We start from the raw sequence: 26,417 nt of genomic DNA, 5'->3' as shown, positions 1-26,417 counted from the left end.
TCTCGTGGTATCAACTTCGCATGCGGCCGTTCTGGTTTGGTGCGGTGCTCACGGTGCTGGTGGCCGCATGTAGCCACGCGCCGACACACCGGCCGTCGGCCACGCCTACGCCGTCGGCGCACTCCACCACCGTCAACCCCGCCAACATCAAGCGAGTCATTCGCGACCTCCCGCCCAATTACGAGGCCACGCCCGGCATTCCGAGCGCGTCCTCGCCGCAGCTGGTCTGGGGTCTTGACCCGAACGCCACGTCTCGGCCCGCGTCATGCGCCGTCCTCGCCGATCCCGGCAAGGGGCACGACCGATCCGCGCAGGGTCTGTCCGCCTCAGGTCCGGGCGGCGTCATCAACGTGGCTGTGGTGGCTTTGCCAGACGTTGACCTGGACCGAAGTGTCGTCGACACCTGCGGCCAGTGGGCCATGACGGCCGAGCGCACCACCGCCGGCGTCCGGCTCACCGACCCGCCGCGCATCGACGACGCGCAAACCCTCGGCATGATCGTCGACGTCAAATCCGCTGTTGAGTCGGGCACCGAAATCGATTCGCGGGCATACACATTCATCGCCTACCTGGGCGGCTACTACGCCTTCACCACGGTGACCACCGATCCGGGGTCGGCGTTGCCGGCGTTGCCGCCGCAATTCGCCGCCGATCTGCTCGTCAAAACGGTGTCGACGTTGCGCGGTTGAATGCCCGGCTTTGGGTAGATTAGCCACGGTGTCCAGGCTGGTATGCGCGATCGCAGCGGTGTGCGTGCTCGCCGGTTGCTCATCGAATGCCCCCCCGACCAATGCCGACATCGCCAAGGTCGTCGGTGTGAAGTCGAGCTTCGGGCCCGAGTTCAAGGTCACCGACATCTCGGAACGGGCGATCGATCCCAAGCTGCTGTCGGCCCGCAAGTTGCCCGAGGGGCTGAAGTTCGACCCCGCCAACTGCGCGAAGTTGGCGGCCGGACCCGACATGCCGCCGGACGTGCAGGGCAACATGGCCGCGGTGTCCGCCGAGGGTAGCGGGAACCGTTATGTCGTGATCGCGGTGGAAACCTCCAAACCGCTGCCCGTCAACGACCCGGGCAAGGATTGCACCAAGGTCGCGTTCGCCGGGACCGGCGTGCGCGGCGGGCTCGAGGTCATCGACGCGCCGAACATCGACGGGACGCACACGTTCGGCGTGCACCGCGTCCTGCAGGCGCTGGTCGCCGGCGGTCCCCGCACCGGCGAGCTCTACGACTACTCCGCGCAATTCGGTGACTATCAGGTGATCGTGATCGCCAACCCGCTCGTCGTGCCCGACCAGCCCGTCGCCAAGGTCGACACGCAGCGCGCCCGCGACCTGCTCGTCACGGCGGTCGCCGCGATCCGTACGTCCTAGCGCACGTCGCGTGGCCGGAATTGAATGCTGACGCGCGGGCCCTTGCGCAGCGCGGTCTTCGGTACGGCGTGCTCCCAGGTGCGCTGGCAGGATCCGCCCATCACCAGCAGATCGCCATGCGCTTGCGGCAGCCGCAGCGACGGCCCGCCCCCGCGCGGGCGCATCGCGAAGGTCCGCGTGGCGCCGAGGCTGATGATCGCGACCATGGTGTCCTCGGTGCTGCTGCGACCGATCGTGTCGCCGTGCCAGGCGACGCTGTCGGAGCCGTCGCGGTAGTAGCACAGTCCGATCGTGGTGAAGGGCTCGCCGAGTTCGCCCGCGTAGATGTCGTTGAGCCGGCGGCGCAGCCGCGCCAGCAGCGGGTGCGGCGGGTCCTCGACGGTCAGGTCGTGAAAGCTCACCAGTCGCGGCACGTCGACCACCCGGTCGTACATCTGGCGGCGTTCGGCTCGCCACGCGACGGTGTTCAACAGCGTGTCGAGCAGGTCTTGAGAACCGGACGGGTCGTCGCTGAGCCAGCCAGCGCGGATCTCGATGAAGGCACCGTCGCCGAGTTGTCGTCGCTGGGTGTGCTCGAACAGCGAGCCCTGTACCCCGGATATCTGGGTCCCCACGCCGCACAGCCTATCGCACATCCGTTCGATTGAGCAGGACTCGCCGGGCTACCAGCGCGCCCCGGGTGTGACGCGACGACCCTGTTTCGCGCGGCTACGGTTTAGCTGTGGGTGTTATCGAGCTCAGCACGAATTCCGAGGTAGGCGCGCTGCGGGTGGCGATCCTGCATCGTCCCGGCGCGGAGCTGCGTCGACTCAATCCGCGCAATAACGACCAGCTGCTCTTCGATGGATTGCCGTGGGTCGACCGTGCCCAGGACGAACACGATCAGTTCGCCGAGCTGCTGCGTTCGCGCGGGGTGGAAGTGCTGCTGCTGTCCGACCTGCTGACCGAGGCGCTCAACCACAGCGGCGCCGCCCGGATGCAGGGCGTTGCCGCCGCCGTGGATGCGCGCCGACTGGGAGCGCCGCTGGCGCAAGAGCTTTCGGCCTACCTGCGTGGACTGGACCCGGCCAAGCTAGCGCACATCCTGATGGCCGGTATGACGTTCAACGAGCTGCCGCCGGATACCCGAACCGACGTGTCGCTGGTGCTTCGCATGCATCAGGGTGCGGATTTCGTGATCGATCCCTTGCCGAACCTGGTGTTCACCCGGGACTCGTCGATCTGGATCGGCGCGCGGGTGGTGATCCCGTCGCTGGCGCTGCGGGCGCGGATCCGTGAGACGTCGTTGACCGACCTGATCTACGCCCACCACCCGCGATTCACCGGGGTGCGCAAGGCGTACGAGTCGAGATCGGCACCTGTAGAGGGCGGCGACGTGCTGTTGCTATCCCCGGGCGTGGTCGCGGTCGGGGTGGGGGAGCGGACTACCCCTGCCGGCGTGGAAGCGTTGGCGCGCAGTCTCTTTGACGACGACCTGGCGCACACCGTGCTGGCCGTGCCGATCGCGCAGCAGCGCGCGCAGATGCACCTGGACACGGTGTGCACGATGGTCGACACCGAGACGGTGGTCATGTACGCCAACGTCATCGACACGCTGTCGGCATTCACGATCCAGCCGGCGGGCGATGGCGTGAACATCGGTGACGAGACGCCATTTCTGGAAGCGGCGGCCAGGGCGATGGGAATCGACAAGCTGCGCGTGATCGACACCGGCCTGGATCCCGTCGTCGCCGAACGCGAGCAGTGGGACGACGGCAACAACACGCTGGCGTTGGCGCCCGGTGTGGTCGTCGCCTACGAGCGCAACGTGCAGACCAACACCCGGCTGCAGGACGCCGGCATCGAGGTGTTGACGATCGCGGGCTCGGAATTGGGCACCGGCCGCGGTGGTCCGCGGTGCATGTCCTGCCCGGTCGCCCGCGACGCCCTCTAGTTTTCGCGTCGAGATTGCCGCCAGCGTTGTGGATGACGCGAAATCACCGCCGTAGCGGCAGTCTCGACGCAGAAAGCCGCTAGCGCCAGCTGGGCAGCCAGATCTCCATGTCCCAGGTCTGTTGCGAAATGGGCATACCGGTGAGCACCGGGAACAGCCAGGCGAAGTTGGTCACCACCAGGGCGACGTAGCCGGACACCACGATGAGGCCCAGCGTCCGGCGTTCCGCGCTCTGGCCCGGGGAATAGAGAATGTCACCGCAGATCAGTGCGATGCCCATCACCAGGAACGGCGCCATGGTCGCCGCGTAGAAGAAGTACATCTGCCGGTCGATGTCGGCGAACCACGGCAGCCACCCGGCGCAGTAGCCGACCAGGACGACGGCGTAACGCCAGTCGCGCCGGACGAACGCGCGCCAGCACGCATAGAGCAGCACCGGCACCGCCAGCCACCACATCGCGGGCGTGCCGACCAGCATCTCCGCCTTCACGCACGACTGCGCGCCGCAGCCGCCGACGTTCTGCTGATCGATCGCGTACAGCACCGGCCGCAACGACATCGGCCAGCTCCACGGCTTGGATTCCCACGGGTGGTAGTTGCCCGCCGAATTCGTCAGGCCCGCATGGAATTCCAGCGCCTTGGCGCTGTAGTGCCACAGCGAGCGCAGGGCGTCGGGGAACGGGAAGTCGCTGTGCGGGCCGATCGTCTGGCCCACCTCGTGCCGCTCGATCGCGGTCTCGGACGCGAACCACGGCGCATAGCTGGCCAGGTACACCGCGATCGGGACCAACCCCAGCGCGTATCCGGTGGGGACGAAGTCGCGCCGCAGCGTTCCCAGCCAGGGCCGGTTCACCTGATACTGCCGGCGGGCCGCCACGTCGAACGCCAGCGACATCAAACCGAAGAACACCACGAAGTAGAGGCCGGACCACTTTGTCCCGCAAGCCAATCCGAGCATGACGCCCGCCAGGAACCGCCACCAGCGCACGCCGAGGCGCGGGCCCCACTCGGTTGCGGTGTTGCGGCCTTCCAGCAGCGCCACGTGCATTCGCCGTCGCACCTCGTCGCGGTCGACGATCAGCGCGCCGAACGCGGCGACCACGAAGAAGACGAGGATGCCGTCGAGCAGCGCGGTGCGGGAGGCGACGAAGCTGACGCCGTCGCAGATGCACAGCATCCCGGCGATCGCGCCCACCAGCGTCGAGCGGCTGATCCTGCGCACGATACGCATCACCAGCAGCACCATGACGACGCCGAGCAGTGCGCCGGTGAACCGCCAGCCCACCCCGTTGTAGCCGAAGATCGCCTCGCCGATCGCGATCATTTGTTTGCCGACCGGCGGGTGGACCACCAGGCCGAACCCGGGGTTGTCCTCCACGCCGTGGTTGTGCAGCGCCTGCCAAGCCTGCGGCGCGTAGTGCTTCTCGTCGAATATCGGGGTGCCGGCATCGGTCGGCGAGCCCAGGTTGACGAATCGGGTGATGGCCGCCAGCAAGGTGATGATGCCGGTGACCACCCAGCCACGGATGGTGTCGACGGGCCCGAAATCGGCGACCGGGATCAATGGCCCCGGGCTGACGACGGGCACGGCGCGCTCTTCGGTTGGCACGGAGGCTTCGCTGGGCGGGGCAGGCATCGGTGTCGATCGTAGGCTGTCGGTCATGTCCCACGGTCGCCTGTTGCTCGGTGCGACCCCGCTGGGCCAGCCGTCGGATGCCTCGCCGCGGCTGATCAAGGCGCTCGGCGAGGCCGATGTGGTGGCGGCCGAGGACACCCGGCGGGTGCGAACGCTGGCCAAGGCGCTCGGCGTCGCGATCACCGGCAAGGTGGTCAGCATGTTCGATCAGGTCGAGGCCACCCGGGTGCCGGCGCTGGTCGACGAGATCAAGGCCGGTGCGATGGTGCTGGTGGTCAGCGACGCCGGAATGCCGCTGATCAGCGACCCCGGCTACCGGATGGTCGCGGCGTGTGTCGACGCCGGCGTCGCAGTGACGTGCTTGCCCGGGCCGTCCGCGGTGACGACGGCGCTGGCCGTGTCCGGTCTGCCGGCGGAAAAGTTCTGCTTCGAGGGTTTCGCGCCGCGCAAGAGCGGGGCGCGCAAAACCTGGCTGGCCTCGCTGGCCGACGAGCGCCGCACGTGCGTGTTCTTCGAGTCGCCGCGCCGGCTGGCGGCGTGTCTGAGTGATGCCGTCGAGCAGCTCGGCGGTGCGCGTCCCGCGGCGATCTGCCGGGAGTTGACCAAGGTGCACGAGGAAGTGGTGCGCGGATCGCTTGAGGAGCTGGCGGCCTGGGCGGCCGACGGCGTGCTCGGTGAGATCACCGTCGTGCTGGGTGGCGCGACGCCGCCCGCCGACGTGGCGTCGCTGGTGGCTCGGGTGCGCGAGCTCGTCGCCGACGGGGTTCGCGTCAAGGACGCCTGTAACGAGGTGGCCGCGGCCCATCCGGCCGTGCGCTCGCGACAGCTCTACGACGAGGTGCTGCGGTCGCGCCGCGAGGACTAACCCACGCCGGCCGCGGCGGCTGGGCACGGCGCCCCGACGACGGGAGCCGCCTTGTGCAGGCATTCCTGCCATTCGGCGTCGGGGTTGGAATCGGCGGTGATCCCGCCGCCGACGCCCAGCACCGCGGTGCCCGCGTCGTCGAACTCCACGGTGCGGATCGCGACGTTGAGCTCACATCCGGCGATGGGTGACGCCAAACCGATTGTGCCGCAATATATCCCGCGACGATGCGATTCCCACTGCGAAATCAGTTGGCGGGCGCGATGTTTGGGGGTGCCGGTGACCGAGGCGGGCGGGAAGGCGGCATCCAGGAGTGCCGATGTGGGCAGCTCGGCGGGCACCTGGGCCGACACCGTCGACACCAGGTGCCACACGCCCGGCGCGCGCCGCACCACCAGCAGCTCGGGCACCTTGACGGTGCCGGTGAGCGCCACCCGGCCCAGGTCGTTGCGAACCAGGTCGACGATCATGATGTTCTCGGCCACCTCTTTCGGCGAGGCGCGCAGCGCCGACGGCCAGGCGTCCAGCGGCAGGGTGCCCTTGATCGGGCTCGACATCACGACGCTGCCGTGACGGCGCAGAAACAGTTCCGGCGACAGCGACGCCACCGCACCGCGGGGGCCGGCGAGGTAGGCGGCGCGGGCCGGTGACGTGCGCGCGACGCCGTCGACGAAGAAGTCCAGCGAGCACCCGGTGACCGTCCCGGTAAACCGGGTGCACACGCACGCCTGATAGACCTCGCCCGCACGAATCGCCTCCAGGCACGCCAGCACCGCGCCGCGGTGCGCCTCGCGATCGGCCACGTCCCAGTCGATCCGGCATGCACGCGCCGGCCCCGGCTTGGCGGCCAGCGCGGCGGTCAGCCATCGCGGCATCGGCGCCCCGGACAGGCTCTCGTACCACCACCGCCCCTCGCGGTCGCGGCGCAACACGCAGTCGGTCCAGCCGCCCGCGGCCTCGGGGATGCGATGCGGCCGCCCGTCGGCGCCGGCGTCCGGATAGGACAGGTAGCCGACCCAGCCACCGCCCACGGCGGGCGACTCGTGGGTCTGCGAGCTCATCGGAACCGCAAAGGCACCCGCCGGATCCACCGGGCCCACGGCCAGGCTCGGCGCGATCACCGCCAGCGCACCGAACCACTCGCCGGTCAGTGCCGCGGGCGGGGGTAAGCCGAGTCGGCGGGCGCCATCCCCGACCGCGCGCAGCACACCGGGTGCCTCGCCGAGGTTGGGAAGCCGGTCAATCCGCACCGCCCTAGCTTGACAGAAGGTGAATTTTCGCGCCCAGAGCTCCGCGACTCAGCCGCGGCTGATGTCGCGCGCGGTCGCTACCGCGACCAGCTTGTCCGGGTTACGCATCACGTAGAAGTTGGTGATCTTCTCGCCGATGATCTCCAGCGTGATCACGCCCTCGAGGTGGTCGCCGAGGTACAGCAGCACCGCCGGGGCGCTGTTGCAGGTCACCATCTCCGCGCGCAGCACGGCCGCGGCCTTGCGCATCAGCCCGGCGACGGCGCGGGCCACCCGGTCGGCCCCGACGACCGGCCGTCGGGCCGCGGACACCTTGCCGCCGCTGTCGGCCATCCAGGTGGCGTCCGGCGCCAGCATCGCCATCAGCCCGTCGACGTCGCCGCTGGCCGCGGTGGCCAGGAACTGCGCGGTGATCTCGGCGTTGCGGTGCGGGTCAGCATCGAAGCGCTTGCGCCGCGCCCGCACGTGCTCGCGGGCCCGGTGTGCGACCTGGCGGACCGTCGGCGCCGGTTTGCCCACCGCGTCGGCGATCTCGCCGTAGTCGAAACCGAACACCTCGCGCAGCACGAACACCGCTCGCTCGTCCGGGCTCAGCGTTTCCAGCAGCACCAGCATGGCCATCGAAACCGATTCCGCCAGAACGACATCGGTCGACGGGTCCTGGTCGTCGAGCAGCAACGGCTCGGGCAGCCACGGCCCGACGTACTCCTCGCGGCGACGGGCGCCGGCCCGCAACGCGTTGAGCGCCTGGCGGGTCACCAGCTGGGCCAGATACGACTTGGTGTCGTGCACCGTCGACAGGTCGACGTCCGCCCACCGCAGGTAGCTGTCCTGCAATACATCGTCGGCCTCGGTGGCCGAGCCGAGGATTTCGTAGGCGATGGTGAACAGCAACGGGCGCAACAGCGTGAATCGCTGCGCATGCTCGCAGGTCGCGATCATTTGATCGCGACCTGCTCGTCGGCCGGTTGCCCGGTCTCTTGAGCAGGCCGGCTACCGCCCTTGAGCCAGAAGTACGAGCCCGGTTTGGCGGCCTCGCGCCGGATGGCCCACAGCGTGCCCCGGCAGATTCTTTCCTTGATCGCGGCGGCGGTCCGGCCGCCCAAGGCCAGGTTCACCGGGGTGTCGTCGGTGCGCGCGAACTGCAGCGTGCCGCCGGTGCGGCCGATGCTGATGCACTGGCCGACGAACGCCTGGTTGAGCGGCGTGGGGGTGTGGCCGGCGATCCGGGCGAGCACCGTCTCGGCGGCCTGGGCGCCCAACGGCCCGGCGGCCTGGCAGCTCATCCGCAGCGGCCGGCCCGAGGGCGCGGTGGCATCACCGGCCGCGACGATGCGCGCATCGTCGACGCTGGTCAACGTCTCGTCGGTGAGCAGCCGCCCCAACGCGTCGGTGCGCAGACCGCTGCGGGCGGCCAGGTCCGGCACGGCGAACCCGGCCGTCCACACCGTCGCCGCGCTGGGCAGCACCGCGCCGTCGCTGAGCACCACGCTGTCCCAGCGGACCTCGCTCACGGCGACCGATGCGCAGCTGGTGACCTCGAGCCGGCGCAGCTGCTTGGTCACCGAGCGCCGGCCCCGAGCGCTCAGCGACGCCCCCAGCGTGCCGCCGCACACCAGGGTCACCGGCCGGCCCTGCTCGGCCAGCTCGGAGGCCGTTTCGATGCCGGTCAAGCCGCCGCCGACCACGGTGACCGGAGCATTGCGCGGCAGGTCGGCCAGCACGTAGCGCAGCCGCTGTGCGCTTTCCAGGTCGCAGATCGAATGGGCGAATTCGGCGGCACCGGGCACCGATAGCTGGGCGGGCACCGCGCCGGTGCTGCCGACGGCGTAGATCAGGTAGTCGTAATCCAGCGCGGCGCCCGAGGTCAGCTCCAGGCGACGGGCAGCGCTGTCGATCCGCTCGACGGCGTCGACGACCAACTGGATCCCGTCACCCAGCAGCGACCCGTAGTCGGCCGTCGCGGCGCCGGTACCGGCGACCAGTTGGTGCAAGCGAATCCGCTCGACGAAGACCGGACGGGGATTCACCAGCGTGATCTCGAGTTCTGGCCGCTGCCGCAGCCGATTGGCCGCCAGGGTGCCGGCGTATCCACCGCCGACGATGACGACACGAGTGCTGTTGGTCATTGCTGTCTCCTATTTCTCTTTCGGGCTTGTGCCCTGGAGACACCGCAGGACCGCGGGGCGTGACAATTCGACCGTTGAATGTGAGCTGTATCACTGACGCGCTCAGCTGGACGGACCAACCTCCGCCTAGGAGCTCTTGGGAAAGAAGGTGAAATTGTTGATGTAGGTGCCGCGGGCCGCCCAGCCGTTCTCGCGGCTGCCGACGTTTGCCGGGTCCTGATGACGTGTTGGGTCGAACTCCGCTATGGGCCGCCGGGCGTCATCGACGTCGAAGTAACCCACGTAGCCGAGCCCACTCAACAACCGGGTGATCCCGGCGACGGCGTCAGGGTGATGACGTTCCTCGGCTTCCACGACAATTGTTGGCTGGTTGCGGGTGAGGGTGTCAACGGCGCCGCGCAGTACCGCCAGTTCGTGGCCTTCCACGTCGATCTTGATCAGGCCGACGTTGTCCAAGTGCAGATCATCGAGCCGTTTGACCGGCACGTCGATGCTCTGAATTCCGCCGTTGTCGACGTCGCCAAGGCTGTTGTCGGCGTCGATGGTGCTGCGACCGGGTTCGGATTCGACCACCCGCATGCTCATCACGCCTGGTTCGTCGGATAGCGCCACCGCTTCCACCCGGACGTCGGCGCCGACCGCGTCGAACATCGACGTCAGCGCGCGGGCCTGGGCGGGCCGGGGTTCGAATGCGATTACCGCCCGCGACGCCGCTAACATCGCGACCGTGAACTCGCCGACATCAGCTCCGATGTCTAGGGAGACCCGGTTGGGATCGCACAACGACGCCGCCAGCTGCACGTCCGGGCGGGATTGGCCCAGCCGTTGCATGGCGCGATACCTCCGCCGCCAGAACAGTTGGGGGGCAATAGCCGTTGCCGCCGGCACGAGCCAACGTTTGGCCGAGCGTGCGACGGGCATTTCGTGCGTCTCCAGTGGTGTCTTCCGGCGTCCGCAAGCTAGACGGAATCGGGCGCCGCGGGTCGCCAGCAATTTGTCAGCCGTCAGCGTAGCCGAAACCGCGGTACGCCAATGTTTGCGAGTGCGGCATCTACTTGCCAGCACCCGACTTGCCGGCTGGCGGAGCCGCCAGTCACACCCCGGCGCGCATCCCTCTAGCATCGCAAGGTGGTCCGGACACTGAGCAGACGCGCGGCGGCGGTTGGCGCCTGCGCGGTGCTCGTGTTGAGCGGCTGTGGTGGTCACAACAGCCCCGGGCCGTTGTCGGCCATGGTCAGCCCGGCCATCCCGCCCAGCGTGGCGGACATCCCGAACCCGCTGCGCGGCCAGTACGAAGACTTGATGAATCCGCTTTTCCCGCAGGGCAATCCCGCCCAGCAGCGCTACCCGGCGTGGCCGGCGTCCTACGACGCCAGCATGCAGATCTCGTGGCGGCAGTTGCAGCCCACCGATCCCGCCACGCTGCCGCCCGAGGCGCCCGATGACCGCAAGTTCGACTTCAGCACGATCGACGACGCGCTGAACAAGCTGGCCAGCCGCAACATGCGGCTCGCCCTGCGTATCTCCGCCTACAGCCCCGTCCCCAACGGCACCGGCATTGCCGTCCCCGACTGGGCGCGGCCGCTAACCACCAGCTACCCCCCGCCACCGAACAGCCCCGGGGTCCCGCAGGTGGTGCCGAACTGGGACGACCCGCACTACCTCGACGCATTCGGCCGGCTGGTCGCCGCGCTGGGCCGCCGCTACGACGGCGACGAGCGGCTCAGCGTCTTCGAATTCTCCGGATACAACCAGTTTCGGGACCAGGGCATCAGCGGCTCGTCGATCCGGCAGCTGGTCGCGGCGAACGTCAACGCCTTCGGCCACACCCAGTTGGTGGTGGCGCCGCAGAACCCGGAGATCGTGCGCGAACTGCTCTCCGACGATGTCACCAGGAAGCTGTCCGCCCCGGTCGGCATCCGCTCGGATTGCCTCGGCGTCGGATCGCCGCTGCCCGGCTGGGCCGAGTCCGGTGACTCCCAGTACGTCCGGAACAACGACGCGGTCGTCAACGCGATCAAGCTGCGACTGCGCTCCGCGCCGGTGATCACCGAATGGTGCTCCCTGCCCGGTGGGGCCGACTCGAAGGGCTACTACGAGAAGGGGCTGCACGACGTCGTCAAATACCACGTGTCGATGACGTCGAGCGCGAACTTCCCGGACCGGGATTCGACATCGGCGATGGACCCCAAGCTGTATGCGTTGTGGGCGCAGGCCAATGCTGCTGCCGGCTACCGGTATTCGGTCGAGGCCAAACCGGGATCGCAATCGATTCAAGGCAAGGTCGCGGCCATCTCGGTGGAGTGGACGAACTACGGCGCGGCGGCCGTTACCGAGCAGTGGGCGCCCAACTACAAGCTGGTCGACTCCACCGGTGCGGTGGTTCGCACGCTGCCTGCCACGGTCAACCTGAAGACATTGGTGCACGACGATTCCAGTCCCTCGCGGGAGGAGGCGGTCCCGGCGTCGTCCGCCGAGACCGTGCACGTCGACCTGTCCGGGTTGGCGCCCGGGCACTACACGCTGCGCGCCTCGGTGGACTGGCAACAACACAAGCCGGGCGCCTCGCACGTGGTCAACTACGGGCCGATGGCGCTGGCTCGCGACGGACGCGACGGTTCGGGTCTGTACCCGATTGCAACCCTTGACATCCCGCGCGACAACACCAGCTCAACTAACAGTTGACACCGCCCGCGACGCCGTGCGTAAGCCCGGAGGAAAAGCGTCGTGCATGATACGGTTGGCTAACTAATACGTTCCGTGACCTGCTCAAATCTGGCCGCTCGGCCGGGACATGCGCCCCATATCGGAGGTCTCCATGCCGCGCAGCCTGGACTTGGTCGTGGCCTCGGTCGCCACTGCGCTGATGGAGGCCACGGCGTCCACGGCGGCCGAGGTGAGCGAAAAAGTCCTCGCGCGGCTGGTCGAGCAATTCAACCTGGACGCCAGTTTTCTGCGGCACCGCGACGAGTTGTCGCGGGCCTCAGTGCTGTTCGCGGAGTACCCGCCGCGCGCTGAGGTCGCGGATCCGGGCGCGACGGCCGTCGTCTCTTACACCGACGGCGACGCTCTGCTCGCCGAGTGCGAGCAGGGCAGGAAGCCGGTGGTGATATCGCCCGGTCGGCGTTCCCGGTGGCGCTGGCTGACGGGGCCCATGCAACCCAGCGCTCCCTCGGTGGCGGCCGCGCCGCTGGTGTCGGGCGAGCTGACCACCGGCGTGCTCGGGTTCGTCCGGTTCGGCGACCGCAAGTGGAAGCAAACCGAGATCCACACGCTCGAGGCGGTCGCCGCCTTGTTCGCCCAGCTGCAAGCGCGCCTTGCCGCCGAGGAGAAGCTTCGCTATCTGGCCGAACACGACGACCTGACCGGGCTGTACAACCGCCGGGCGCTGGTTGCGCACTTGTCCGGACGGCTTGCCGCCGGAAAGCCGGGACCCGTCGCGGTGCTTTTTCTCGACCTCGATCGGTTGAAGCCGATCAACGACTATCTGGGCCACACCGCCGGTGACTGGTTCATCAGAGTCTTCGCGCAGCGCATCCAGGTCTGTGCCGGTACCCAGGCCATGATCGCCCGGCTCGGTGGCGACGAGTTCGTCGTCGTGCCCGAGCAGTCGATGTCGCCGGAGACCGCGGAGTCGTTCGCCCGCCGGCTGTCGAAGATGCTCTGCGAGCGGATCGCAATCGGCGGCCACATGATCAGCCGCACCGTCAGCATCGGGCTGGCCGTCGGCATGCCGGAGCGCGACAACTGCACCGCGCTGCTGCGCCGTGCCGACGAGGCCGTGCTGACCGCCAAGCGTGCCGGCGGCAACCAGATCGCGGTGTTCACCGACGACATGTCACTCAAAAGCGCCTTCCGTAACGACATCGAGCTGCATCTGCAGGGCGATATCGGCAGCGAAGCGCTACTGCTGCACTACCTGCCCGAGTTCGACTTGTGGACCGGCGCGGTGGTGGCCGCCGAGGCGCTGGTCCGCTGGCGGCACCCGATCTGGGGGATGCTGTTGCCGGACTCGTTCATCGGCGTGGCCGAATCGACCAATCTGGCCGGCGAGCTGGGCCGCTGGGTGATGCGAACCGCGTGTGCCGAATTCAGCCGGTGGCGCGCCAAGGGCGTGGGGCTGGGCGCCACCCTGCGGATCAATGTGTCGCCCCTGCAGCTGATCACCCCGGGCTTCGTGCGCAGCGTCGCCGAGACGATCGACGAGTTCGGTATCGACGCCGGGTCGCTGTGCCTGGAGATCACCGAGCGCGCCGTCGTGCACGACATCGAAGCGACCTTCAATACCCTCGCGGAGCTCAAAGAGGTCGGGGTGCAACTGGCGATCGACGACTTCGGCACCGGCTATGCGGTGCTGTCACACCTGAAGCAGCTGCCGGTCGACATGCTCAAGATCGACGCCGGGTTCGTGCGCGACCTGGGGACCAACGCCGGCGACCTGGCCATCGTCCGCGCCATCATCGGGCTCGCCGAGGCATTCGGTTTGCAATTGGTCGCCGAGGGAGTCGAGACCCCTGCTGCCGCACTGACTTTGATGCAGCACGGGTGTCACCGCGCGCAAGGATTCCTGTTGTCCAGACCCGTTCCCGGCGATGCGATGGAGGCGTTGTTCACTGCGCGCTGGATGCCGATGCCATTCCTGGCCGATCGTGAGGCCTTGTCGCGGGGCGCAATCTAACTTCAGAAGAGAATGGTCGGAAAAATTAGCAAAAAGGTACTGGTCCTTGCCGTGTTCGCAATGCTGTTGCTCAATGGGTGTGGTGGTCAGAAGCAAACCGGTCCGTTGCGTGGGATGGTAAGTCCGGTGATCCCGTCGAATGCGCAGGAGATCCCCAACCCGTTGCGTGGCCAGTACGAGGACCTTTTGGAACCGCTTTTCCCGCAAGGGAATCCGGCGCAACAACGGTATCCGGCCTGGCCGGCGTCGTCCGATGCCAGCCTGCGAATCCTCTGGCGGCAGATACAGCCCACCGACCCGCGTACCTTGCCACCCGATGCCCCTGACGATCGCAAATACGACTTCAGCGTGATCGACAACGCACTGGCCAAGCTTGGCGACCGCGGCATGCGGATGACGCTGCGGATTATGGCCTACAACTCCTGCTGCGACGACTCATACCCGAACAACGTGAACATTGGTGTCCCCGAGTGGGTTCGCGCCACCCCCGGTGCCACCGCCAACTATGCAAATCCGACGACCGGGCCCGCGCCGGGCGTGATCCAGGTGGTGCCGAACTGGAACGACCCTAACTATCTGGGCGCATTCGAGCAGCTCCTCGCCGCGCTCGGCCGCCGCTATGATCGCGATGAGCGGCTCAGCGTCTTCGAGTTCTCCGGCTATGGGGATTTCAGCGAAAACCACATCTCCTATTTACGTGATTCGCTGGGGGCACCGGGCCCGGCGCCCGACGACAGCGTCGCAAAGCTGGGCTATTACAGCCAGTTTCGCGACCAGAGCATCACCGTGGCAGCCATTCGGCGGCTGGTCGCGGCGAACGTGAACGCGTTTCCCCATACCCAACTAGTCACCGCGCCGGACAATCCGGAGATCGTGCGCCAATTGCTCGCCGACGACACCACGAAGAAACTGTCTGCGCCCGTTGGGATCCGCGCAGACTGCCTCGGGGTGTATGCACCCCTGCCTACCTGGGCCGAATCGAACGACTCGCAATACGTAAAATCCAACGATGCGGTCGTGAACGCGATCAAGCAGCGGTTGTCCACCGCACTGCTGATCACCGAATGGTGCCAGCTGCCCACTGGCACAAACCCCCAGACTTACTACGAAAAAGGGTTGCGCGACGTGATCAGGTACCACGTGTCGATGACGTCGAGCTTCAATTTCCCTGACCGGGAATCGAATGCGGCGATGGACCCGAAGCTGTATGTGCTGTGGGCTCAGGCCAACGTGGCTGCCGGCTACCGGTATTCGGTCGAGGCCCGGCAGGGATCGCAATCAATACAGGGCAAAGTGGCAACGATTGTGGCGGTGTGGACTAATTACGGAGCCGCCGCCGCCACCGAGAATTGGTCACCGAGCTATAAGCTGGTGGACTTCTCGGGAACGGTGGTGCGGACGATTCCGGCAACGGTCAACCTCAAATCGCTGGTCTCAGACGACACCAGCCAGTCACGCGAGCAGCCGGTGCCGGCGTCGTCGACCGAGACGGTGCACGTTGACGTCGGGGGCCTGGCACCCGGGCACTACACGCTGCGCGCCTCGGTGGACTGGCAACAGCACAAGCCCGATGCGACGCACGTGGTGAACTATCCGCCCATGCAGTTGGCACGCGACGGACGCGACAACTCAGGGCTGTATCCAATTGCGACACTTGACATTCCGCGCGACAGCCTGATATCCGCCGACGGCAAGTAAAGTGTCGGATCCCACACGAGGCGGCCTTCGGGTGCTGTGGCTCTCGCCGTGGTTGCGGCCACTGGCGCGCGTTCAGGTGGAAGCGTTGCGACGGCGCGGCGCCGATGTCTTGCTGGTGACCTGCGACCTGCATCCGGAATCCGACGCGGCCCGGGATTACGAGGTGGTGCTCGACCCGCGGTTTCGCACGGCCGCGACCTGGCCGCCGGCCATCGCGGCGTGGCGGCGCATCCGCCAGTTTCGGCCGCAAGTCGTCGTCGCCGAGTTGGTGCGCGATCCCCGATGGATCGCGCTGGCCGGACGCGCTCCCCGGGTCCAGCTGGTGCACGACGACCGTCCCCACGACGCGATCGAAGAACTGCCGGCGTACGAGTACGCCCTATTCGGCCGGTGGGGAGCCCGCTCGGCGGCCACGGTCGCCTACAGCGACTATGTCGCGGCGGCCATCGCCAACCGTCGCGATGTGCGCGGTACCCGTATCCACGTCTTGCCGCTGACCAGCGACCTCGATCCGGCGTTGGTGCCGCCGCTGGCGGGCCCCGACGAACGCCGCGACTTCATCATGATCGGTCGTATGCACCCGTACAAGAACATCGATCTGGTCCTTGACGCCTGGCGTCAACACGTGGGCGGCGGCGGCTGGCGCGGCGACAACCTGGTGCTCATCGGCGATGGTTCAGTCAATATGGGCGCGCTGCCCGAACACGTGCGCCGCCGGGGCGGTAGCTACCGCTACTCGGAGATCGTCGAGACGCTGACGGTCGCGAAGGGTTCGATCGCGCACTATCGGCGTGCGTCGCAGAGCGGGGTGCAGGTGCTGTCGATGCAGCTGGGTGTCACGCCGATCGTTTCCACGGCCGGCGCCTTGCCCGAATACCAACCGCCGGGCTGCCCGGCGATCGGTGTCGATGACGTCGCTGGGGTGGTCGCCGCGTTCGACGAGCTGGCCGATCCGGCGGTTGCAGCGCGGCGCGGAGCCGCCGCGGCCCGGCACTACGCGCAGCGGTTCAGCGTCGATTGCCTGGCGGATCGCTTGTTGAAAGTGCTCACCGAGGCGGTGGGCAGCCGGCGCTGAGCCCGTCGGCCAACCGCGATGGATGACCCAGGCTTAGCCGGCGAGGTCTTCCAGTTCGAGGTCGGCCGGAACGTTGAGTGCGGGGACGTAGCTTGCACGAATGCTGCTGAACCGGCTCAAGAAGACGGCGTTGCCGACGACGTAGCGGCGGAACAGCCTTTTCGGCTCGCTGAGCAGACGGAACACCCACTCCATGTGGACCTCGCGCACCCAGCGCGGTGCCCGCTTGGTCTTGCCGCCGATGAAGTCGATCAGCGCACCCGCGTTGATGATCAGCGGGTTGTAGGTAACGTTTTCCTTCAGGTACGCGGCGATCAGTTCCTGCTTCGGCATGCCCATTCCGAGGACGATGACCTTCGGCCGGTACTGCTCGACCAGCGACAGGTAGGCCGCCTTGTCCTGAAATCCGTCCTGGGCGACGATCACGTTGTGGCCCGCCTGCTTGAGCTGGTCGACAGCATTCGACAGGTACGGGTCCGCGGTGCCAAGAAGGCCGACGGTCTGACCCTTGGCGCTGTCCAGCAGCCGCGGGATCAGGTCGGTGCCGTTCATGTTTAGCCCGGCGTCGATGTTCAGCTTCTGGAAGAGCAGCTGCATGCCGATGCCGTCACGGAGGATCACGTCCGACTGCAGCAGGCTGTCGGCGAAGGCGCCGTCGCGGTCGCACATGTTGAATGCGTGCGCGTTGACGAACGAGATGATGCGAGCGGTCCGAGAAGTGAGGCACTTGTCGATCAACGCGTCGGCGGCCTCGTCGGTGTTGACCACGGTGATGCTGTTGATGATGTCGTTCGCGATATTGCGCTCGTCTGCGTCAGTCCGGGTCTCCCGCAGCGGGAGGGTAAGGCCCGTGCCGCCCTCGGGTCGCACGCCAGCGTCTTCGACGCGGATGACGTCGAGGATGCTAATCGGTGACGAACTGAAAGCTTGCATGTAAGGAATAATACATGCCAGAGGTATGTAACGACAACATCAACAAACTGTGAGTTGGCTAATAACGGAAGGCGTAGGCGGCAAGGGATCACTGAGGCGCCTATCGGCAACCCCGGGTATCCCTGATGTCAGGGAGATTGCGGTGAGTGTTTGGCCGACCGCGCCGGCTCTTCCAGGACCCCTACCAGCACCGGGAGCGGTTCCGTCGGCGCATCGGCGACGTCTGAGCCGTCGTCGGGCCTCGCGTCGGAGGTTTCATCCGGCCGTGTGCGGGCCATATTGGCGAGGCCCATCGCGGCGCCCAGCACCATACCGAACACCACGGAATCCGGGGTGTCCTCGATATTTGGCCCGACAATGTTCAAGGCGAGCAGGCCCACGCTGACCGCGCCGGCGATCTTGGCCGGCTTCGACGTACTGCGCAGCGCCCGGATCACCGGCCGGAGCGCAAACCAGGCGAAGATCGCCATGCCGACCGCCCCGGCCTTGACGAGCCACCACAGATAGAAGTTGTGGGCGTAGGTGGTACCCAGCAGCACGGTGAAGCTGTCGAAGCTGAACTGGTCGTTGCCCGAGTCCTCGCCGAAGGCCAGTCGGTAGGCGTAGCCCATGCCGTGGCCGAAGATCGGCGCCTTGGCGATCGCGCGGGTGAGGTCGGCGTTTTCGATCAGCCGATATTTCGTCGAGTCGTCCACGGCGAGCGAACTGGCCGTGACGCCGCTCAGGACACGGTGACTGAAGCCGGCGAACTGATGGGCAAGCCATGCTCCGGCCTTCGAATGCTGCAATAGAAAGAGTGCGCCCGGCACCATGGCCGCCATGATCGCCATGCTGCTGACGGCGAAGGTGGCGGAGCGCCGCAGCGCCTGCCAGCCGGGGTTGGCCAAGAACGCGACGACGCCGGCCACTGCGATCGCGATCAGCGTGCCGCGGGAAAAGGCTAGCAGCGAGATGATCAACGAGGGCACGCCCATCGCCCAGAACGTCGCGGGCCGGACCCGACCGAGGACCTGGGCGGCGACCAGCGCGGCCAGCACGGCGACGGCTGGCGCGGTGGTGGGAATGATCAGCCGGGTGACCGAGCCGCCGGTGGTCGATTCGCTGATAGTTTCGAAGCGTCCGGTCAGGCGCAGACCCAGCGACGAGCTCACGATCGCCATGACCGCCGAAAACCACAGCGTCGCGACGAGTGTCTGCGTCGCTCCCTTGATGTAGTCGCCGTGGACGATCAACAGCGCCAGCATGTACCCGGCGACCATCTCGAAGAGACACGTCATTTCGTGCAGGATCGCCTCGGCGGAATGTCCGTTCTCGAACCCGACCGCGGTATAAAACAGCACGGTCAGGACGAAGATGCCCGGTGGCACGTAGTCGGAGAACCGCGGCCGCACCAGCAGGATCAGATAGAAGATCGCCAACAACGTCACGACGTGCCAGACATAGATCGTGGTCGGGCCGACGACCTTGCCGACGTACAGTCCGATGGGCAGCGCCCCGAAGGTATAGAACAGCGCGATCCATACCATCGCCTCCGGTCGGGCCCAGTACACGACCAGGCCGAACATCGCGCCGACGAGCACGATCCCCTGATAAGGGTCACGAACCGACGCCACGCCGAAGGCGAAACAGAAAAACAGGAACACCCCCAGGACCATCGCGGCCATTAGCAGGCGATGGCGAGTCTGCAGGTACCTGATCATGCCTATCCGCCGAGTTTTGCCCGGTAAGCCTTGGCGGCAGCCCTGGTGTGCCGCGCCACTTTGGCGTCGGTCAGCACCGTGCCGATGACCCGGGCCCCGGCCGCGTTCAGCGCGGTCAGGGCGTCGGCGAGTTCCTCCTCGGTGGTGCGCCGCGCCCGGACAACCAACACCGTGGCGTGTACGGCGCCGGCCAGCATGCCCGAGTCGGCCGTCGCCAGCACCGGCGGGCCGTCAATGATCGTCCGGGAAAAGGTCGCGGACAGTTCCTGCATCACGTTGTCCAGCACCTCCGGCTGGTACGAGCTGCAGGGCAGAGTGTCACGGCGGGCAGCGCGCGGCGCCAGCATGAACAGCTTCGGGATCGGGGTCGCCTTGACCACCTCGACCGCGATTTCAGGGTTGGCCAGTGCGCTGGCCAGGCCTTCGCCCGATTCGACTTTCAGCAGACCGGCGATCACGGGTCGACGGGTGTCTCCCTCGACCAGCAGCACGTCCTCGCCGGCTTCGGCGGATGCCTTGGCCAGGTTCAGGGCTGTGGTCGTGGTGCCCTCGCCGCCGAACGGCGCCGTCACCACCACCCGGCTCGCTCCGGGGCCGGCCGCACGCAGCATCCGTGCGCGCAGACCGCGGACCGCGTCGTCGAAAGCGATGTCGGTGCCGAAGCGCGGCGCGGTGCCGCGCCGCCCCGGCAACTCGGCCAGGGTGGGCAGATTGCAGAGCCGCTCAAGCTTTTCGCGATCGCGCACGCTGTGGTCGGTGGCCTCACGAGTCAAGGCCACTCCGACGCCGAGGAGGATCCCCGCCACCAGTCCCAAACCCATGTTGCGCGTGGGCACGGGACTGATCGGATGCTTCGGCACGGTGGCGGGCTCGACCACCGTCGCCCGGGTCGGGATTGCCTCGATCGTCTGAGGTTGCGGCGCAGGCTGGCCGTCGGCGCTCGGCGGCGGCGGGAGCGTCCCTTTCGGATTCACGCCCAACGTCCCGACGACCTCGACGAACTCGTCGGCCATCGCCTTCGTCAGCGCCGCGGCCCGATTCGGATCGGTGTCGGTGACGGTGATGGTGAACATCAACGACTTCGGGATGTATAGGACACGAGTCTTGCTGACCAGGGCCTCGGCGCTGATCGGGAGGTCGTAATGCGCGACCGCCCGCGCTGCAATGGCGCGTCCACCGGCAATCGCCGCGTACGACGGCAGCCGATCCTGTGCGGCCTGGGTGCCGTAGTACAGCTGCGACGGGTCGGTCTGACCGGGAAAGGAGATCAGGACGGTGGCCGACGACTCGTAGGCCCTCGTCTGAAACGCCGTGACGGCCGCGGCGCCGGCGAGACAGGCCAGCAGGGCGCCTACCAAAAGCTTCCAGTGGACGGTAAGCGTCCGGGCAAAGGTGCGGAAATCCATCGGGTGATACCTCTCTATGCCCTACCCGGGCACTCTCTAGCTAAAAGCGCGCCGATTCAGACTGAGTTTCGTCGGGCCCGGTACACGAGCACGCCGCCCCCGATCGCGACTGCCAGCACCCAGGCGCCGCCAATCCACCACAACCACGTGTAGTCGTCCTCGTGTTTGGGCTGTGGTACCGCGATGTCGCTGGGCGGATTGGCAATCGTGATCGGTTCTTTGCCGGGCACGTCGATAACCTCTCGGCCGTCGAGCCCGAACCAGCGGCCCGGCTCGGCGGCCAGCCACCGCAGCAATTCATCGAGCTGCTGAGGGGCAGCGTTGGACGTGGCGATCAGAATCGAGCGGTGACCGTCGTATGTGGTTTGCAGCGAGCCGAAGTGGATCGAGGGATCGAGGGTGAGCGAGACGGACTCGCCCCCGGAATCCAAACCCTCGATCGTGATGTTGCCGTTTTCGGCGTTGAACGGCAGCGGGATCGTCTGCACCGGCCACGCGCCGGCCGAGATCAGCACCGCCGGGTCGTGGCTGTCGATCGCTTGCTTGAGGCTGGTGACCTTGGTCGTCAGGGGCACCGCGGACATCTGTTGCAGGCCGACCACGATCTGGACCGCGCGCACGGTGTCGTTGAACGCGTCGTCAGTGATGCCGACTTGAATGCGTGGGGTCATCAGAGACTGCGGGATGGACGGAAAGCCTTTCGGCATAGGCGGATCGGCACGGCCGGTCTGAACCTCGGTTTTAGGGTCGATTTTCAGGGTGATCGGGAGGTACTCGCCGCAGTGTCCGGCGTCCCCAGTGGTGTGCACCTTGATCGACAGGCTGGTCGCGCGGGACAGCAGCTTGTCCGGAATGTCCACCCAGTGATCGATCGTGCCGTTGGCCTCGGCCGGCCAGCGGTTGACCGTCTGCCCGGCGACCGACGCGAGCACTTCGCCGCCGAAATTGTTGGGCAGCGGTGTGTGCGAGCCGAGCACGTGCACCCGGATGTGGTCGAGCGAATGGCCCCATCGGGTCTGTTCCAGGCTGATGCTCACGTCGGGCCACAGGTCCTCCGCGCTGAGCCCGGTCTGATTCAGTTGTTCAAGCGTGGTGGTATCGGCGGCCAGCTTCTGCTTGTTCGGCAGCGGTCCGGCCACCGCGGTGACGCCGTCGGCGAACTTCACCGAGGGATCGGTCAGCAGACGGGTCTGGTTGGTGAGGTCGTCCCCGGTCCCCGAGATCACCAGTGAGGGAACGCCCGTGGTGCCCTGCAGTGCAAGGCCCTTCTCCGGGCCCTCTCTGATGATGATCTGCCGTTCGAGGGGGAGCGACGGATCCACCGCGGTGCTGCTGCGGTCGTAGAGGGCTTCGACCGCGACTTGCGGATTCTGGCCGCCGTAGCGGTCTTCCAGGGCGGCCGCCAGTTGTACCGCCGCGTCGGTCTCCTGCTGCGTCGGCTTCGGCGGCACGACGATGGTCAGTTTGCGGATCACCGGAGGCAGGAAGTCGGCGATGGTCTTCGGTGCGACTTCGCCGCCGGTAAACGTGATCGATCCGTTGACGAGCCGGATCGGGGTCAGCGGGTCCCAGCAGTAATTTTCCAGCGGAAGGACCGTCGCGGTCAGGGTGAGGCTGACCGAATTACCGGTGACCTTCGTTCCGGCAAGAGGAATGACCATTGGAGTCTGGTCCTTGGTCGGCAACTCCAACCGGCTGATGGTGCGATCGTCCTGGGTGACCGTCAGATTGCCGAACCGCAGATTGACCGGGATTTCGAGCGTCGCGTTCAACGAGGCCGGGGTCAGTCCCTCGGGCACCGCAAACGTCAGACCGGTGATGGAAAGCTCACGGTGGGGATAGAACTCGATCGTGCTCTGCGCGCCGAGATTGGGCAGCGGGATGGTCGGAGCCTCGATCAGGGCCCCGCCGACGCTGGGCGGGTCCGCCGTTGCGGGCGGCGCCACCAAGAGAAGCATCGCGATGACCCCGGCCAGTGCTCCAAGCCGGCGCGGCAGACTCCGTATCATCGCTGCATTGTAGGCAGCCGAGTCACGCCGATTAGGCCCGATGCTGTCAAGGCGCGAGGACACAAGGGCTTCTGGTCGTCGATGAGCATCGCGGCCCGATTCCAGGTCGCGAATCCGCTTGTCGCTGATCTTAATTCCCTTCCGGTACGCGGTCGGCGCGAGGCAAAACCGTCTTTACTTGCTTCGTCATTGCTGAAAGGTGTAGTGGCGCATACGAGTTGCGCGGCCGGTCCACCACCTGAGCGTCGCAATCGTTCACAGGACCGCATCTATCGCGTCGAGGTAGGCATCGGTCATCGCTTCCACGGTGTAGTGCGTGCGCATGCGCTCATAGCCACGCAATCCGACCGAGGGCAGCGCGGCCGGGTCGGCCAGTATCTTGGCCAAGCGTTCTCGCCAGCCCTGCACCGTGACGGGATCGACGAGGAAGCCCGCCTTTCCGAAATCCAGCATTTCCGGAACCGCGCAGACCGCCGATGACACAACCGGTATGGCTCGCCCCATGGCCTCGAGGATCACCAACGGAAACGCTTCCAGGCGGCTGGGCAGGCACATCACATCGGCCTCGGCCAGCGCATGTTCGGGGCCGGGTGACCAGCCGCGCCAATGCACCCGGTCGCGTAGCGCCGCGGGGGTGCGGGCTTCGAGTTCCGCTCGATCGGGACCATCGCCGAATATCGATAACTCCCAAGGCAATTCCGTTAGGCCGGCGAGTGCCTCGACCAGGAGGTGGGGCTTCTTGTGCTCGACGATCCGCGAAAGCATCACCAAATGCACCGGGGCATCCGCTGGGCGGACCCGCTGGGTCGGCTTTCCCTCGAAGGGGACGCCGTTGGGCGCCACGAAGCGCCGCCCGGTCAACCGATGGTGTGCAGCGATCATATCCCAATGTCGTTGCGCCAGAACGATAAAGCCGTCCGAGCGCGACATCGCGGCCGCTAGTGGCCGCGAGTAGATCGGCTCGTGCTCCTCGGGAGGGGTATGCGGGGCGACCAGCCAGCGCCGCTGCCGGCCGGAGGCCCGCCATAGTGTGCCGAAGCCCGTCTCGGTGTTGGTGTCGCCACTGATCAACACCGCCGGACCTTCGGGCAGGTCGACGACCGGAGCCCACCAGGGCTGGCGTACCACCCGCACGCTCGGTGGAATTTCGTCGATCATCGGGCCGAACCGTTGTACGCACACGATGGTCACCGGGTAGCCGCGACGAACCAATTCGGCTGCCAGCAATGCCTTCTGCCGCTCGGCGCCGCCGAACACCAGACGATTGGTTACGATCACGATCGTCGGCAGACCGTTGCCCCGGTTGCGCCGCGCTGCCCGGCGGGCCGCTCGCTTCGGGGCCTGTATCCGATCCAAAAGCGTTGTTCCGAGCAGGTATACGTCCGCATGGTGGACGCTTATCCGGTGCTCAAGGACCAGCGCGGTGTTGGTGCGCGTCAAGTCGCGGTCGCGACGGCCTTCGTCGTCGGGGAGGTCGGGCATCGCGTCTGTCTCGAGCGCGCCGAAGTCCGCCACCGGATCGGCGGTGTCGAAGCCGATCTCATCGGCGAGCAGGATCTGCCAGCCCGCCGCGTGGGCGCGCGTCTGCCAATCGACGTCGGCGCCGTAGCCGAAGAACTCCTCGTCGAAGCCGCCGATCGTGTTCCACGCCGCGCGGCTGATCGCCAGGCAGCCGCTGTCGATATAGCCGTCGACGCCGTCCGACTCGGTGGGCTGGTGCGGGTACCGGGCCGAAATCGGCGTTCGGCGTAGCGCATTCGAGTATCCAGCGGCACCAACAAGGGCACGCAGCAGCGTGGGGCGGCGCATCGCGTGGTCCCATGGGACCCGATCGGTTGCAGCGCTGGTATGCGCCATCGGCGAGACCGCCGCCACATGCGACTGACGAAGCAGCTCTCGGGTGCGCGTCAACGGTCCCCGTAGCTGCGTGGCGGGACTCAACAGCAGCAGGTCCGCGTCGCTCGGCGCATTCTCCACCAGTGCGTTGAACGCCGCACCGACGCCAAGCCGCGCCGACCCCAGCACCCAATGGACCGCGGGGTGCCGGACCAGGAGCTCCTCGCGACCGGGAGATCCATCACCGCTGTTCTCGTACACATAGACGGGCAGCTCGGGCAGTTGCTCGGCGACGCCGGCAAGACATTTCTCTAACGAGCCGTGGTTCTTGTCGGTCACGATCAGCACGGCGAGCGACCGCGCGGAAGGCAGCGGCGCCGCATCACCGGTCGGGCGTCTCAGATATGCCCGATCCCTTACCCGGGTCATGCCGGCATCTTTTTTCCGGTGAGCGAGGCCAGCATTGACCATTTCACGGGCCCGATTGCCAGATTGACGATCAGGTAAACGGCAGCCGCGAGCAGCAGCACCACCACCACGTGCAGGTGGGGGAGTAACAGCACCACCGCGACGCCGGCCGCGGTCGGCACGAGCAGCCGCAGCACGAATGCCAGCGGCTCGCGGTAGCCGGACTTGCGGCGCAGTTGCCAGCTGGCGGCCGCCACGCTGAACAGCTCCGTGCACACCAATGCGATACCGGCACCGACAGCGCCGAACCGCGGGGCCAGAACAAGATTCAGCACCACGTTAAGTGCCAGGGTGATGATCCAGACCCGGAACAAGAACTGTTGTTGATGCGAGGCGAACAGACCCTGTCCGAGAGTGCTTGCGATGCAACGCAATCCGGCCGCAACCAACAGCAGTGCCAGGGTAGGAGTACCGCGCGCGACGAAGGCCTGGTCACCGAATAAGCCAATCAACGGCCGGGCCAGTAGTGCGCCGACCACCGCGACCGGCACCATCATGAAGTACATCAATTCGACGCTGCGGCCGAGGAACTGGGCGAACGCGGGGACATCGCGGGAGAAGAGCTCGGTGGCTGTGGACAGCGAGGACTTGAGGAAGAAGATCGCCAGCACCTCGGTGTTGAACGCAAGCGTGTAGGCCAACCCGTAGACGCCGACCTCGGAATGAGTGCTCAGTACCGACAGCAGGACGCCGTCGGCGCGCCAGTACACCAGGGCGACCACCATGACGCCCATCAGCGGCAGGCTCTCCCGCAGCAACTCCACCGTCTCCCGCGGCGCGAAGATGGGACGCAGAGAAACGTGTCGCGCCGCGGCGGTTCCTTGGATCAGCAACTGCAGGACCGGCGGGATGAGCTGGATCACCGCGAACCAGATCACGTCGGCGTGGCCGGCCACCAGCCAGCAGACCGCCGCCAGCACGCCGAGCCGGCTGGCCACGTCGGAGATGGCCACCGCGGAGAACTTGACCGTGGCCATGAAGACCGGCTCGAACCGAGTGGTCATCGTCATCAACAGCAACTGCCCGGACAGCACCACGAGCATCACGCGCACGTCACGGTCGTGGTAGATCAGCAATCCGGTGAGCGCTGCCATCGCCGCGAGTGGCAGGCAGTAGAGCACAGACAGGCCGCTGTTGACCCGAACGAGCCGCTCGAGCTCGCCCCGGCCGGACGTCACCCGGCGGACGATGACGGTCCCAATGCCGAGATCAGCCAGGCTGGACCACATCCCGATGAAGACGACCGCGATCGTGAGCTGACCGTACGGTCCGGGACCCAGGTAGCGGGCGGTCATCGCGACCGAGACGACCGACGCCAGCATTCCCAGCGCCCGGCAGATCAGCTGGATCGCGTAGGCGTGCGCAATTTTCGACAGCGGCACCGACGGCGTGACCGCTGGGTCGACGACCGGTTCCGTCATCGCTGTTTC

General features: G+C 67.0%; 20 protein-coding genes. 8 read left to right on the top strand and 12 right to left on the bottom strand.

The features are described from left to right. Positions 1-20 precede the first annotated feature (20 nt). Both MJO58_RS22045 and MJO58_RS22040 read left to right on the top strand, forming a co-directional pair. Positions 21-689 (top strand): DUF5642 family protein, encoded by a 669-nt coding sequence (locus MJO58_RS22045; RefSeq protein WP_239720946.1) that lies wholly within the window; start codon positions 21-23, stop codon positions 687-689. 28 nt (positions 690-717) lie between these two features. Continuing rightward, complete coding sequence (locus tag MJO58_RS22040) at positions 718-1,371, top strand: DUF5642 family protein (RefSeq protein WP_239720945.1); 654 nt, start codon at positions 718-720, stop codon at positions 1,369-1,371. Here MJO58_RS22040 and MJO58_RS22035 read toward each other — a convergent pair. Next, the gene (locus MJO58_RS22035; protein ID WP_090605957.1) at positions 1,368-2,006 is read right to left on the bottom strand and encodes an alpha-ketoglutarate-dependent dioxygenase AlkB; all 639 of its coding nucleotides are present in this window, start codon (positions 2,004-2,006) and stop codon (positions 1,368-1,370) included. The genes MJO58_RS22040 and MJO58_RS22035 overlap by 4 nt on opposite strands. Before the next feature lie 86 nt (positions 2,007-2,092). On the opposite strand from MJO58_RS22035, the gene arcA reads away from it, so the two are divergent. Beyond that, complete coding sequence (arcA, locus tag MJO58_RS22030; RefSeq protein ID WP_239720943.1) at positions 2,093-3,304, top strand: arginine deiminase; 1,212 nt, start codon at positions 2,093-2,095, stop codon at positions 3,302-3,304. A gap of 79 nt (positions 3,305-3,383) precedes the next feature. On the opposite strand, the gene MJO58_RS22025 is transcribed toward arcA, so the two are convergent. Then, the gene (locus tag MJO58_RS22025; protein WP_239720942.1) at positions 3,384-4,940 is read right to left on the bottom strand and encodes a dolichyl-phosphate-mannose--protein mannosyltransferase; all 1,557 of its coding nucleotides are present in this window, start codon (positions 4,938-4,940) and stop codon (positions 3,384-3,386) included. 25 nt (positions 4,941-4,965) lie between these two features. Between MJO58_RS22025 and rsmI the strand changes: the two genes are divergently transcribed. Further along, the gene (gene rsmI / locus MJO58_RS22020; RefSeq protein WP_239720941.1) at positions 4,966-5,805 is read left to right on the top strand and encodes a 16S rRNA (cytidine(1402)-2'-O)-methyltransferase; all 840 of its coding nucleotides are present in this window, start codon (positions 4,966-4,968) and stop codon (positions 5,803-5,805) included. Here rsmI and MJO58_RS22015 read toward each other — a convergent pair. The 4 genes from MJO58_RS22015 to MJO58_RS22000 form a co-directional block, all read right to left on the bottom strand. Next, on the bottom strand, positions 5,802-7,055 hold the full coding sequence (locus tag MJO58_RS22015; RefSeq protein ID WP_090605946.1) for an aminodeoxychorismate synthase component I: 1,254 nt from the start codon (positions 7,053-7,055) through the stop codon (positions 5,802-5,804). The genes rsmI and MJO58_RS22015 overlap by 4 nt on opposite strands. A 48-nt stretch (positions 7,056-7,103) precedes the next feature. Next, the gene (locus MJO58_RS22010; protein ID WP_090605943.1) at positions 7,104-7,997 is read right to left on the bottom strand and encodes an RNA polymerase sigma-70 factor; all 894 of its coding nucleotides are present in this window, start codon (positions 7,995-7,997) and stop codon (positions 7,104-7,106) included. Continuing rightward, on the bottom strand, positions 7,994-9,184 hold the full coding sequence (locus tag MJO58_RS22005) for an NAD(P)/FAD-dependent oxidoreductase (RefSeq protein ID WP_239720940.1): 1,191 nt from the start codon (positions 9,182-9,184) through the stop codon (positions 7,994-7,996). Before MJO58_RS22005 ends, MJO58_RS22010 begins: the two co-directional genes overlap by 4 nt. 126 nt (positions 9,185-9,310) lie before the next feature. Further along, complete coding sequence (locus MJO58_RS22000) at positions 9,311-10,105, bottom strand: FkbM family methyltransferase (protein ID WP_239720939.1); 795 nt, start codon at positions 10,103-10,105, stop codon at positions 9,311-9,313. A gap of 207 nt (positions 10,106-10,312) precedes the next feature. Here MJO58_RS22000 and MJO58_RS21995 point away from each other — a divergent pair, with 207 nt between their 5' ends. From MJO58_RS21995 to MJO58_RS21980, 4 genes are all read left to right on the top strand, one after another. Further along, positions 10,313-11,869: a copper resistance CopC family protein gene (locus MJO58_RS21995; RefSeq protein WP_434086258.1), complete on the top strand. Its 1,557-nt coding sequence runs from the start codon at positions 10,313-10,315 to the stop codon at positions 11,867-11,869. Positions 11,870-12,002: 133 nt separating this feature from the next. Then, a complete protein-coding gene (locus MJO58_RS21990) occupies positions 12,003-13,862 on the top strand; it encodes a putative bifunctional diguanylate cyclase/phosphodiesterase (protein ID WP_239720938.1) in 1,860 nt (619 codons plus the stop codon). Between the two features lie 12 nt (positions 13,863-13,874). Next, entirely contained in the window at positions 13,875-15,560 is a 1,686-nt protein-coding gene (locus MJO58_RS21985) for a hypothetical protein (protein WP_239720937.1), read from the top strand. Between the two features lie 31 nt (positions 15,561-15,591). After that, a complete protein-coding gene (locus tag MJO58_RS21980; protein ID WP_239723388.1) occupies positions 15,592-16,635 on the top strand; it encodes a glycosyltransferase family 4 protein in 1,044 nt (347 codons plus the stop codon). A gap of 33 nt (positions 16,636-16,668) precedes the next feature. Here the strand turns inward: MJO58_RS21980 and MJO58_RS21975 are convergent, their stop codons facing one another. From MJO58_RS21975 to MJO58_RS21950, 6 genes are all read right to left on the bottom strand, one after another. Next, positions 16,669-17,568, bottom strand: coding sequence for a WecB/TagA/CpsF family glycosyltransferase (locus MJO58_RS21975; RefSeq protein ID WP_239720936.1), 900 nt, complete (start codon positions 17,566-17,568; stop codon positions 16,669-16,671). A gap of 128 nt (positions 17,569-17,696) precedes the next feature. Next, complete coding sequence (locus MJO58_RS21970) at positions 17,697-19,268, bottom strand: O-antigen ligase family protein (protein ID WP_239720935.1); 1,572 nt, start codon at positions 19,266-19,268, stop codon at positions 17,697-17,699. Positions 19,269-19,270: 2 nt separating this feature from the next. Continuing rightward, entirely contained in the window at positions 19,271-20,674 is a 1,404-nt protein-coding gene (locus tag MJO58_RS21965; RefSeq protein WP_090605920.1) for a tyrosine-protein kinase domain-containing protein, read from the bottom strand. Between the two features lie 56 nt (positions 20,675-20,730). Next, positions 20,731-22,683 carry a hypothetical protein gene (locus MJO58_RS21960; protein ID WP_239720934.1) on the bottom strand — a complete coding sequence of 651 codons (1,953 nt, stop codon included), beginning with the start codon at positions 22,681-22,683 and terminating at the stop codon, positions 20,731-20,733. Positions 22,684-22,938: 255 nt separating this feature from the next. Then, the gene (locus MJO58_RS21955) at positions 22,939-24,948 is read right to left on the bottom strand and encodes a glycosyltransferase (protein ID WP_239720933.1); all 2,010 of its coding nucleotides are present in this window, start codon (positions 24,946-24,948) and stop codon (positions 22,939-22,941) included. Beyond that, positions 24,945-26,408, bottom strand: coding sequence for a flippase (locus MJO58_RS21950; protein WP_090605911.1), 1,464 nt, complete (start codon positions 26,406-26,408; stop codon positions 24,945-24,947). The genes MJO58_RS21955 and MJO58_RS21950 overlap by 4 nt, the downstream gene beginning before the upstream one ends. Positions 26,409-26,417: the final 9 nt, after the last annotated feature.

Origin of the sequence: Mycobacterium lentiflavum, assembly GCF_022374895.2 — a bacterium.
Taxonomy (GTDB): domain Bacteria; phylum Actinomycetota; class Actinomycetes; order Mycobacteriales; family Mycobacteriaceae; genus Mycobacterium; species Mycobacterium lentiflavum.
Note: the sequence above shows the minus strand (reverse complement) of the source record. Positions and strands in the feature narration are given on the sequence as shown.

Coding starts and splice junctions, on each gene's coding strand:
- MJO58_RS22045 (WP_239720946.1), top strand. CDS start 21: ATGCGGCCGTTCTGGTTTGGTGCGGTGCTCACGGTGCTGGTGGCCGCA.
- MJO58_RS22035 (WP_090605957.1), bottom strand. CDS start 2,006: ATGTGCGATAGGCTGTGCGGCGTGGGGACCCAGATATCCGGGGTACAG.
- MJO58_RS22025 (WP_239720942.1), bottom strand. CDS start 4,940: ATGCCTGCCCCGCCCAGCGAAGCCTCCGTGCCAACCGAAGAGCGCGCC.
- rsmI (WP_239720941.1), top strand. CDS start 4,966: ATGTCCCACGGTCGCCTGTTGCTCGGTGCGACCCCGCTGGGCCAGCCG.
- MJO58_RS22010 (WP_090605943.1), bottom strand. CDS start 7,997: ATGATCGCGACCTGCGAGCATGCGCAGCGATTCACGCTGTTGCGCCCG.
- MJO58_RS22005 (WP_239720940.1), bottom strand. CDS start 9,184: ATGACCAACAGCACTCGTGTCGTCATCGTCGGCGGTGGATACGCCGGC.
- MJO58_RS22000 (WP_239720939.1), bottom strand. CDS start 10,105: ATGCCCGTCGCACGCTCGGCCAAACGTTGGCTCGTGCCGGCGGCAACG.
- MJO58_RS21990 (WP_239720938.1), top strand. CDS start 12,003: ATGCCGCGCAGCCTGGACTTGGTCGTGGCCTCGGTCGCCACTGCGCTG.
- MJO58_RS21985 (WP_239720937.1), top strand. CDS start 13,875: ATGGTCGGAAAAATTAGCAAAAAGGTACTGGTCCTTGCCGTGTTCGCA.
- MJO58_RS21975 (WP_239720936.1), bottom strand. CDS start 17,568: ATGCAAGCTTTCAGTTCGTCACCGATTAGCATCCTCGACGTCATCCGC.
- MJO58_RS21970 (WP_239720935.1), bottom strand. CDS start 19,268: ATGATCAGGTACCTGCAGACTCGCCATCGCCTGCTAATGGCCGCGATG.
- MJO58_RS21965 (WP_090605920.1), bottom strand. CDS start 20,674: ATGGATTTCCGCACCTTTGCCCGGACGCTTACCGTCCACTGGAAGCTT.
- MJO58_RS21960 (WP_239720934.1), bottom strand. CDS start 22,683: ATGATACGGAGTCTGCCGCGCCGGCTTGGAGCACTGGCCGGGGTCATC.
- MJO58_RS21955 (WP_239720933.1), bottom strand. CDS start 24,948: ATGACCCGGGTAAGGGATCGGGCATATCTGAGACGCCCGACCGGTGAT.
- MJO58_RS21950 (WP_090605911.1), bottom strand. CDS start 26,408: ATGACGGAACCGGTCGTCGACCCAGCGGTCACGCCGTCGGTGCCGCTG.